Below are 8,916 nucleotides of genomic sequence, written 5' to 3'. Positions count from 1 at the left end.
TCCGACCCGAGAGAGCGAGACCGACAGACATGGACGAGAACACCCGCTACCAGGTGCTGCGCAACGACGAGGAGCAGTACTCGCTGTGGCCCGTCGACGTCGAGGTGCCCGCCGGCTGGCAGCCCGTCGGCAAGGAGGGAACGGAGGCGGAGTGCTCCGCCTACGTCGACGAGGTCTGGACCGACATGCGCCCGCGCAGCCTGCGGGAGCGCATGGAGAACGCCGAAGCCTGACGCGTCCCGCACCGCCACGAAGCACAGGCCGGGGTGCGTGCCACCACCGCGCCCCGGCCTCGGCCCTGCCCGCCCATCCGCCCGCCCGCCCGTCCCGAGGAGCCGCCATGACACCGATCCTGCACACCGAACGACTCACGTTCCGGCCCTACCGCCCCGAGGACGAGGACGTCTTCGTGGCCCTGCTGCGCGACGAGGAGGTCTGCCGCTGGATGGGCCAGGAACGCGTGCCGGAGGCCGACGTCCGCACGCTGTTCCGCGCCATCCTCACCGATGTCTACCCGCAGCACAGGTTCGACGTGTGGGGACTGTGGTGCGAGGAGGCCTACGTCGGCCACGCGGAGGTGAAGAAGACCGGCAACGTCGACGGCCACGAACTGATCACCGCCCTCGCCCCCGGGTACTGGGGCCGGGGCCTGGGCACCGAAGTGATCCGCGGCCTGCTCCGCCACGCCGCCGACAACCTGGGCCTGAAGGAGGCCTACGGCATGGTCGGCGCCGACAACACCGCCAGCCTGGCACTGTGCCGCCGACTGGGCTGCCGGCACGTGCGCGACGTGGTCGGCGACGACGGCACCGTGACCAAACTGGTGGTCATCTCGACGACGGACCCGAACTGACACCGGGAGCCGGCCCGGAACGTCACGGTGCCGTCCCGTGCCCTCCCGGTCGTGGCCGGGTCCGGGAGGGCGTCCGGGCCGTGTGGGACGGCTGGTGCCGCGGCTTCGGACGGACAGGTCAGCCCCGACCCCGCCCGAGGTCCGCGACGAACCCGGACCATGCTGTGGGGCTCGTGAAGTCACCGCTGCAGCTCAAGCCGTGTATCGGTACTCGTTGACGGCCCCTGCGCCTGCCGAATGCCTCATCCATGCCGGTCAGGGCTGGTCAGGGCTGGTCGGGCCGCATGGTGGTGCTCGTGGAGGATGCCGCCAAGTCGCGCCCGCCGTCGTATGTCCAGATGGGTGATCCGGTCCGGGTCCTCGATCGGAGCGGGCAGCGGGTGGGTGGGGGAGGGCGTTCGCAAGGCCCTGGTGCGGCCTGTGCTTGTTGCAGAACGTCTCGAACTCGCGCAGGGCGTGCAGAAGATGGCGTTGGTTCCAGATCAATGTGCGGCCCAGCAGCTCTCGCCTGCAGGTCGGCATCCACCGCTCCATGATCGAGTTCGTTCACGGTGTCCGGACGCCGCTGAGCACCACCTCGATACCCGCGTCCTCGAGGTCCGTAACAAGATTTTTGACGGCCTGGACCACCCGGGACGCGGTTGGATGCGCGGTCGCGCCCAGGATCCGGATCCGGCGGTTCGCGTGCTCGATCGCGGCGAACAGTACGAGCGGGCCCCGGACAGGGTGCCGGCTTCGAAGAAGTCGCACGCCAGGAGCGCGTCGGCCTGGGGGCGCCGGAAGCCCGCCCCGGTGCTCGAGGCCCGCTCGGGCGCCGGCTCGTTGCCGGCCTCCTTCAGGATTTCCCAGACCGCGGATGCTGCCGCCTCGCCCAGGACACACCGCTTGAGACATCACTTCACCGATCGACCGCACTTCGTGCGCACTTCGTACGAACAAAGTGCGTGCTTCGTACGGTTCACGGGATAGGGTGCCGGCCAGGAGGTGTTCCATGTCCGAGCTGTTCGACGCGGTCGACGCGCTGGTCGCGTCCCGCTCTGCGCTGCCGCCGACGGAGGAGCGCAAGCGACTGCGTACCGCGCACGGCTTGACACTGGACGAGGTGGCGGCCGCGCTGAAGGTGCGCCGTGCCACGGTGAGTGCCTGGGAGTCCGGCAAGACCGAGCCCCGCCCGCCGGAGCGTGAGGCGTACGCACGGCTGCTCAAGCAGCTCGCGGAGCTCTACCCCGCGCCCAGTGCAACGGAGGAGCGGATCGCCACAGTCCCGGCACCTGCCACGTTCACCGGCACGGCCGCCGCCCCGGCGGAGCAGACTCCGTCCACAGGCCCGGCCCCGAAGGCCGCGGCCATGACTGCACACGAGAACGCGCAGACCGCCCCCGCCTCTGCCGAGCCGGCCGCGCCGCGTCCGGTGCGCACCGGCAGGAGCACGTCGGAGCCGCGCCGCCCGGGTGCGCGGAAGGCGGCCCAGGCCGGTACTCCGGTGGGCGGCGCCGACGCGCGCTTTGAGAACGGGCCGCTCGCCGTCGTCGATGTCGAAGACGGTCAGGTGCTGGCGCACTGCACCGGCGGCCTGGTCCTGGACGTGCCCGCGAAGTCGCTTCCGGCCCTGGTGGAGTGGACGCTGCACGAGGCGAAACTGGGGCAGCCGAAGCTGTCCGGGCCGGGCAAGGACGCCGACCCGCTGCTGGTGCTCACCGAGGCCGCGCTGGAGCGCTACGGTCTGCCGGTCGCCCTCACCGAGGAAGAGCGGCTCGCCGGGCGGCTCCCGGACGGCCACAAGGTCGTCAAGCAGTTGGTCCGCGCCGACTGGAAGCTGACGAAGCGCGGGTTCGGGCCGTGGGCGCGGATCTACCGCCCCGCCACCGGTTCGGAGCGGGCCTGCGTGCAACTGTGCGTCCCGTCCTGGCAGGCGCTCGACTCCCGCCACTGGGGCGGGGCCGCCCAGCTTCCGCCGGCGGACCTCGCCCGGGTGCTGGGCGTGTACGCGTCCCGGGTGATGACGCCGCGTGGCTCCACCGCCGTCACCGGCCTGGAGCTGATGACCGCGCTGCACCCGCCGACCCGGGCCTCCGAGCCCGACACCAACGGCAAGCGGCACTCCGAGCACAACCCCGGCAGCCTGGGCAAGGACCCGGTGGACTGCGCGCCGTGCGAGGCCCCCGACGGGCACCCGCTGCTGGCGGACCTGTCGCGCTTCCATGTGCGCGGCCCGGCGGAGAAGCTGTTCGAGGAGGCGTACGACTGGGCACGTCCGATGACCGACGATGAATGCATGCGCCGCAACCTGGTCGGCATCGACGTGAACATGGCCTTCGCCGCCGGCGCCAACGGTCTGGTCGTCGGCCTCAGCTCGCCGACGCACGTCAAGCAGCCAGTGTTCGACCCGAAGCTGCCCGGCTCGTGGCTGGTCGACCTGTCCCACGTCGACCTGTCCCGCGTGAAGGGCGCCAAGGACAAGTGGGTGGAGCTGGACGCCGGTCTGCTGCCCAGCCCGTTCACGCCGACGGGCGCACGCCCCGGGGGCCCGGCCTGGTACGCGACACCCACCGTCGCCTACGCGGTGGAGCTGGGCTACGAGGTGCGTCCGATCGAGGCGTGGGTCCGCTATGACAACGGCCGCTACCTGGACGGCTGGTACCAGCGGCTGCGCGACGCCTACCTCGCCACGATGGCCGACCTCGGCGTGGACGCGGCCCTGTCGCCGGCAGGCTTCCTGGCGGCCATGGACGGCTACAGGGAGCGCGATCCTCAGCTGGCTGTCGTCGTCTCGGCGATCAAGGCGACGGTGAAGGGCGGCCTGGGCAAGCTGCGCGAGCGGCCCCGCGGGGAGGGCTGGCGACCCGGCGAGCCGTGGCGCGCGCTGTCCCGCCCGACATGGCGGCCGGACATCCGCGCGGCGGTCATCTCCCGCACCCGCATCAACCTGCACCGCAAGATCGTCAAGCATGCGGCGTTCACCGGCGACTACCCGGTCGCGATCCTGTCCGACTGCGTCGTGTACGCGGCCGACGGCACCAGCCCGCTGGACTTCCTGCCCTACCGGGACGGCAAGCCGCTGCCCGGCGGCTTCAAGCTCGGCATCAACCCGGGCCTGGTGAAATGGGAAGGCACCCAGAGCGTGCTGTGGGGCGAGGCGGTCCGCGAGCGGTTCAACGCGCCGGAGCTCAACCTCGCCCGGTACATCAAGGACGGCACCGTCACCGGCCAGGACAACGGGGAGTAGCAGGCGATGAGCATGTTCGGGGACGGCCTGGACGCCGCAGTGCAAAAGGCGTTCACCCGCCCGACGCCCAAGAGCGCGCCCGCGCAGATGCGCTACCTGGTCAAGCAGCTGGGGGGCACCAAGGCGGTCGCCCAGATGCTGCGGATCTCCCAGCGCACCGTCGAGCGGTACGTGAGGGACCAGATCAAAAAGCCGCGTCCGGAGCTCGCCGCGCGCCTGGAGCGCGAGGTGAAGAAGCGGTGGCAGCCGCAGGTGAGGGCCAAGGCGCGGCAGAAGGCGGCGACCACCGGCGGCATCGTCATCGACACCCGCGCCCGCCTCGGTTACACCGCGCCGATCGGGTCGACGGACCAGGACCGCATCCGGCACCTGACCGTCGCCCTGCCGCCCCGCTACGCCGCCCGCCTCTTCGACGCCCAGCAGGCCGGCGCCGGCGACCAGCAGCTCAAGGAGATCGCTGCCGAAGCCCTCAAGGAGGTCTACTTCCAGGACGGCGGCCGCCGTGCCGGCCAGCTGGAGGAGGTCCGCCTCACGGACATCGAGCACCTGGAGTTCGACCTGTAGCGCGCCATACCGCGGCGAACCCGAAGATCGGGCTGACGATCGCGGCGACCCTGCCGCTGGAGGAGCTCCGCTCGGCCCGTGCCGAGCCCCTCCTGCGCGTACTCCACCACATGATCGACCTCCAGGACTCGATCCCCCTGGAGCCGGGCAAGGTGACACAGGCGCGCCCGGAGAGCCAGGAGCTGACCAGCGCCGTCCCCGGCCTGAACCGTGACTTCGTCATTCGCCTCCCCGACCTGCTGGACCGCGAACCGGCTCACCGGGCCGTGGGGGCCGCAGGTGCCTCCCGCAACGAGAAGGAATGGTCGCGCGGCACCACCCGCACCGTGTTCGCCTTCCGGAAGGCGACCGATCTGCACTCCTACGTGTCGACCACGGCTGTCAGTACACGTCCATCAAGCTCACCACACGCTTGATGCGGGCGGGAATTGAGGCGTCCATGGGGTCGGTGGGCGACTCGTTCGACAATGCCCTGGCGGAGAACCCGTGGATGCTGGTCAAAACCGAGTGCATCCGCGGCCGGATCTTCGCCACCCAGGCCGAGGCCAACCTCGCCCTCTTCGAGGATCTCGACGGGCTGCACCAGCTCCTTGAACTCCTCAGCACCCACGGCGACACCGCGAACTCCCCGGTCCCGGTTGCGATCGAGACCTCCCGCGGCCTTCTCGTCGCCTGCCTCCGCGCCACCGGCCGGCCCGTCTACGCCATCAACCCGACGGCCGCCGCCCGCTACCGCGACCGCTACACCGTCACCCGCAAGAAATCCGACCACCTCGACGCGATGGTGCTCGCGAACATCCTGCGCACGGACAAAGCCGCTCACCGTCCCCTGCCCGACGACAGCGAACTCGCCCAGGCCATCGCTATCCTGGCCCGCGCCCAGTAGGACGCCGTCCGGGACCGCACGCAAGCAGGCAACAAGCTCCGCTCCCACCTGCACGAATACTTCCCCGGCTTCCTCGCAGCCTTCCAGCACACCCGCGAAGGGATCAGCAGCAGCGTCGCCCGCACCGTGCTGGCCGCGGCCCCCACCCCCGAGAAGGCGGCCAAGCTCACCCGCACCCAGCTGCGTTCGCTTCTGAAGAAGGCCTGCCGCCAGCGCTGCATCGAGGCGGAAACCGAACGGCTCCGAGACGCACTGCGCATCCCGCAGATGCGCCAGTCCTCGCAGGTCGAGCAGGCCATGGGCCGGCAGGCCATCGCCCTGCTCAGACAGCTCGATGCCGCCTGCAGCAGCGTCGATGACCTCACCCAAGCGACGGTGGAGTCTTTTGATACGAACCCGGACGCCGAGATCATCTCCAGCTTCCCAGGCCCCGGGTCTCTTACCGGCGCCCGGGTGCTCGCCGAGATCGGTGACGACCGATCCCGCTTCACTGACGCGAAAGGGCTCAAGGCCTTCGCCGGGGCCGCACCGGTCACCCGGGCGTCCGGCAGAAACCTCGCGGTCACGGCCCGCAGGGTCAAGAACCAGCGTCTGGCCTCGGTCGGCCACGTCCGGGCTTTCGCCAGCCTGACCGCCTCACCCGGCGCCCGGGCCCGCTACGACCGGCGACGAGCCGACGGAGACCGCCACACCGCCGCCCAGCGCAACCTCTTCACCCGCATGCTCGGCTGCCTCCACCGCTGTCTCAACAAGCGCACCGTCTACGACGAGGGCACGGCCTTCCCTCTCTCTGCAACTCCTGCGCTGAGGGCCGCCGCTTGAGGCTCTCAGTCCGGCAGAGGATGCAGCCTGCCGCTCCAACGCTCGTCGTCAACGTCGTCGGGTTGCCTCAGGCGGATGTCAAAAGCGTGCTCTGCCAATGCCAGGACGCTGTGCAGAGGCGCAACCTGGCCAGGGATGAGCCCAAGGGGCCTCATGGCGTCATCAAGTCTTGCCGGGTCCTGCCCGGTCGGTTCGATCGCCTGGAGAGTGTGGAAGTCGACGATGATCTCGCCGCCCACCGCGTACCTGAACCAGTGCATCGGCTTCTCGTTGTAGTGGAGCACGACGGCCTCAGTGCCCGCGGAGACGTGACGCAAGATCCTTTCATCGAGTCCGTGCACGCCGCCCTGCTCCCATGCCCACGTCCACGAGCCGTCGATGCCGCTGATGACGACGGGTTCCTCATCGTCGAAGAGGTCGTCACCCAAGTCGTCGGACAGGTCTACGGCGCTGCGAAGCCCCAAGGTCTCCGGATCCACCCCCATGCGGGTGAGCAGATCTGCAGGGTGCAGGTCCCGCACGAAGGTCAGCGTATAAATGGGAAAATCGCCCTCTCGGAACAAGTCCAATCCACGGCCTGTCCCTGTACGCGTCATGCCGTGGATGCTGCCACACACCACCGGCACACTTCCCGCAGGGCGAACGCCGGGCGAGAGGGGGTGATGCGCTTGCCGACCCAGCGGTCCTGCGGGCTTGAGGCCACCAGCTGTTTCTCTGTCTTCACACACCGATGCCCACTGGTGGCCGTACGCACACCCCAGGGCACCCCAGCCAGTAAAGCCATGATCTACGGCTGGATTATTCGGCCCGTCGCGTTGGTGGACCGTCCGAGGAAGTGGTCCTGCATCGGGCCGAACCCGGCGGACGGGACGAGGAGAGGGGCGGCGGGGACTTGGGCCCTTCTCCTCGGGACTGTGCCGGGAGTCACCCCATCTCCTCCAGCGCCTTGCCCTTCGTCTCCTTGACGAACTTCAGGACGAACGGGATGGAGAGCGCCGCGAAGAACGTGTAGATCAGGTAGGTGCCGGAGAGGTTCCAGTCGGCCAGCGACGGGAAGCTCGCGGTGATCATCCAGTTGGCGATCCACTGGGCGGAGGCGGCCACGCCCAGGGCGGCGGCGCGGATCTTGTTCGGGAACATCTCGCCGAGCAGCACCCAGACGACCACACCCCAGGACAGGGCGAAGAAGAGGACGAAGAGGTGGGCGGCGACCAGGGCAACCAGGCCCTGGGTGGCCGGCAGCTTGCCGTCGACCAGCGGGTGCGAGAACGCCCAGGCCTCCAGGGCCAGGCTGACGACCATGCCGGAGGAGCCGATGAGCGCGAGCGGCTTGCGGCCGATGCGGTCCACGAAGATCATCGCGATCACGGTGCCGACGATGTTGATGATCGATGTCGTGAACGAGTAGAGGAACGAGTCCGTCGGGTTGATGCCGACCGACTGCCACAGCGTCGCGGAGTAGTAGAACGCGACGTTGATGCCGACGAACTGCTGGAATGCGGACAGGCCGATGCCGATCCAGACGATCCGCTTGAAGAGGAAGCTGCTGCCGAGCAGGTCCTTGAAGGTGGACTTGTGCTCGCGCTTCATGGCGTGCTCGATCTCGGCCACGCGGGCGTCGAGGTCGACGCCCTTGCCCTCGACCTCGATGAGAATCTCGCGGGCGCGCTCGCGGCGGCCGACGGAGAGCAGGAAGCGCGGGGACTCGGGAATGACGAAGGAGAGCATCCCGTACAGCACGGCCGGGACGACCATCACGCCCAGCATGACCTGCCAGGTCTCCAAGCCGATCAGGTTGCCGCGCTGGTCGCCGCCGGCGGCGTGGAGCAGACCCCAGTTGACCAGTTGGGAAGTGGCGATGCCGACGACGATCGCGGCCTGCTGGAAGGATCCGAGCCGGCCGCGGTAGGCGGGCGGGGCGACCTCGGCGATGTAGGCGGGGCCGATGACCGAGGCCATGCCGATGGCGAAGCCGCCGACGATCCGCCAGAAGGCGAGGTCCCACAGGGCGAAGGGCAGGGCCGAGCCGATGGCGCTGACGGCGAACAGGGTCGCGGCGATCTGCATGCACCGGATGCGGCCGATGCGGTCGGCTATGCGGCCCGCGGTCGCGGCACCGATGGCACAGCCGATCAGGGCGATGGCGATGACCTGGGCCAGCTCCGCGGATCCGATGCCGTAGCGGCTCCGGATGGCCTCGACGGCGCCGTTGATCACGGAGCTGTCGTAGCCGAAGAGGAAACCGCCCATGGCGGCTGCCGCCGCAATGAAGATGACGTGTCCGAGATGTTCGGGATGAGCCGTACCGGATCCTGGCCTGGGGGCCTGCTCTGTGCTGGTCACGTGTACTCCTCGGGCGCACCGGCAACGCTGCCGGGGTGGGGTCAGCCCTTCCAGGTGAAACCTGAAGGCAAAAACAACGCTGCAGAGACCATCTCTTCACATATCGAAGTCAGCATTCCTGCTGCTGCGAAATTTCGCCGCCCGTCGAGCGGGCTTGTTTTCACATGTTGTAGTCAAATATCGGACATGATCCGACTACCCCGAAGTCGCGAAGGCACGCGG

Annotated in this window: 7 protein-coding genes and 2 pseudogenes; 7 read left to right on the top strand and 2 right to left on the bottom strand. The window is 69.3% G+C overall.

The genetic code is table 11. The features are described 5' to 3' along the window. The first annotated feature begins 29 nt into the window (after positions 1-29). The 7 genes and pseudogenes from ACVW19_RS02455 to ACVW19_RS02425 all read left to right on the top strand — a co-directional run. Positions 30-233 carry an MbtH family protein gene (locus ACVW19_RS02455; RefSeq protein WP_042166983.1) on the top strand — a complete coding sequence of 68 codons (204 nt, stop codon included), beginning with the start codon at positions 30-32 and terminating at the stop codon, positions 231-233. Positions 234-340: 107 nt separating this feature from the next. Next, positions 341-853 carry a GNAT family N-acetyltransferase gene (locus tag ACVW19_RS02450; protein ID WP_457456134.1) on the top strand — a complete coding sequence of 171 codons (513 nt, stop codon included), beginning with the start codon at positions 341-343 and terminating at the stop codon, positions 851-853. A gap of 991 nt (positions 854-1,844) precedes the next feature. Beyond that, entirely contained in the window at positions 1,845-4,079 is a 2,235-nt protein-coding gene (tap, locus tag ACVW19_RS02445) for a telomere-associated protein Tap (protein ID WP_457456132.1), read from the top strand. Positions 4,080-4,085: 6 nt separating this feature from the next. Further along, positions 4,086-4,643 (top strand): telomere-protecting terminal protein Tpg, encoded by a 558-nt coding sequence (gene tpg, locus ACVW19_RS02440; RefSeq protein ID WP_457456130.1) that lies wholly within the window; start codon positions 4,086-4,088, stop codon positions 4,641-4,643. 110 nt (positions 4,644-4,753) lie between these two features. Next, complete coding sequence (locus tag ACVW19_RS02435; protein WP_457456128.1) at positions 4,754-5,059, top strand: hypothetical protein; 306 nt, start codon at positions 4,754-4,756, stop codon at positions 5,057-5,059. Continuing rightward, positions 5,014-5,166 (top strand): annotated as a pseudogene (locus ACVW19_RS02430) (IS3 family transposase); the annotation flags it as partial. The gene ACVW19_RS02435 and the pseudogene ACVW19_RS02430, both read left to right, overlap by 46 nt. Positions 5,167-5,187: 21 nt before the next feature. Then, positions 5,188-6,351, top strand: a pseudogene (locus ACVW19_RS02425) (IS110 family RNA-guided transposase); the annotation flags it as partial. Between the two features lie 5 nt (positions 6,352-6,356). Here the strand turns inward: ACVW19_RS02425 and ACVW19_RS02420 are convergent. Together ACVW19_RS02420 and ACVW19_RS02415 are read right to left on the bottom strand one after the other, a co-directional pair. Next, positions 6,357-6,947 carry a DUF6461 domain-containing protein gene (locus ACVW19_RS02420; RefSeq protein ID WP_457456127.1) on the bottom strand — a complete coding sequence of 197 codons (591 nt, stop codon included), beginning with the start codon at positions 6,945-6,947 and terminating at the stop codon, positions 6,357-6,359. A gap of 328 nt (positions 6,948-7,275) precedes the next feature. Next, entirely contained in the window at positions 7,276-8,694 is a 1,419-nt protein-coding gene (locus ACVW19_RS02415) for a sugar porter family MFS transporter (RefSeq protein ID WP_457456125.1), read from the bottom strand. Positions 8,695-8,916: the final 222 nt, after the last annotated feature.

The organism is Streptomyces sp. TE5632, assembly GCF_054061295.1.
This window is presented reverse-complemented; position numbering and strand designations above follow the sequence as displayed.

Coding starts and splice junctions, on each gene's coding strand:
- ACVW19_RS02455 (WP_042166983.1), top strand. CDS start 30: ATGGACGAGAACACCCGCTACCAGGTGCTGCGCAACGACGAGGAGCAG.
- ACVW19_RS02450 (WP_457456134.1), top strand. CDS start 341: ATGACACCGATCCTGCACACCGAACGACTCACGTTCCGGCCCTACCGC.
- tap (WP_457456132.1), top strand. CDS start 1,845: ATGTCCGAGCTGTTCGACGCGGTCGACGCGCTGGTCGCGTCCCGCTCT.
- tpg (WP_457456130.1), top strand. CDS start 4,086: ATGAGCATGTTCGGGGACGGCCTGGACGCCGCAGTGCAAAAGGCGTTC.
- ACVW19_RS02435 (WP_457456128.1), top strand. CDS start 4,754: ATGATCGACCTCCAGGACTCGATCCCCCTGGAGCCGGGCAAGGTGACA.
- ACVW19_RS02420 (WP_457456127.1), bottom strand. CDS start 6,947: ATGACGCGTACAGGGACAGGCCGTGGATTGGACTTGTTCCGAGAGGGC.